Source organism: Escherichia sp. TW14182 (assembly GCF_000208525.1).
Taxonomy (GTDB): Bacteria; Pseudomonadota; Gammaproteobacteria; order Enterobacterales; family Enterobacteriaceae; genus Escherichia; species Escherichia ruysiae.
On record NZ_AEJZ01000404.1, the window covers coordinates 1 to 872 of the forward strand.

Genomic DNA, 872 nt, shown 5'->3' on the forward strand with positions numbered 1-872 from the left:
GAACGCCTTATCCGGCCTACATGTTGAGTACATCTGAGTTTAAAAATCATTTTTGTACTTGCAGTAATGCTCATATCAGATATAAATTAGATATATCTAATTAAGCAAAAGGAGGCTGATATGAGCCATCATCACGAAGGGTGTTGTAAACATGAAGGCCAGCCACGCCATGAAGGCTGCTGCAAAGGTGAGAAGTCAGAACACGAGCACTGCGGGCACGGTCACCAGCATGAACACGGTCAATGCTGCGGTGGTCGCCACGGTCGCGGTGGCGGTCGTCGGCAGCGTTTCTTTGGTCACGGTGAATTGCGCCTGGTGATTCTGGATATTCTCTCGCGCGATGACAGCCACGGTTATGAGTTGATTAAAGCGATTGAGAATCTGACCCAGGGGAATTACACCCCAAGCCCGGGCGTCATCTACCCGACGCTGGATTTTCTCCAGGAGCAGTCGCTAATTACCATCCGCGAAGAGGAAGGCGGCAAAAAACAGATTGCGCTGACCGAACAGGGCGCGCAGTGGCTGGAAGAAAACCGCGAACAAGTGGAGATGATTGAGGAACGCATCAAAGCGCGTTGCGTTGGTGCGGCGCTGCGCCAGAACCCGCAAATGAAGCGGGCGCTGGATAATTTTAAAGCGGTGCTGAACCTACGTGTCAACCAGAGCGATATCACCGACGCGCAGATAAAAAAGATCATTGCGGTGATCGACCGCGCCGCTTTTGATATTACGCAACTGGATTAATCACCGATTGCCGGATGCGGCGTAAACACCTTATCCGCCTACACCCGTCCACAGGACTGATAAGATGCGTCAGCATCGCATCAGGCATTGTGTACCAACCGCCGGATGCGGCGTGAACGCCTTATCCG

1 protein-coding gene is annotated in these 872 nt (G+C 52.3%); it reads left to right on the top strand.

Annotated elements, in window-relative coordinates; genetic code table 11:
- Window positions 1-120 precede the first annotated feature (120 nt).
- Window positions 121-744, top strand: a complete 624-nt coding sequence (gene nfeR / locus EQY_RS0122525; protein ID WP_000018008.1) for a DNA-binding transcriptional regulator NfeR — start codon at window positions 121-123, stop codon at window positions 742-744.
- Window positions 745-872 lie beyond the last annotated feature (128 nt).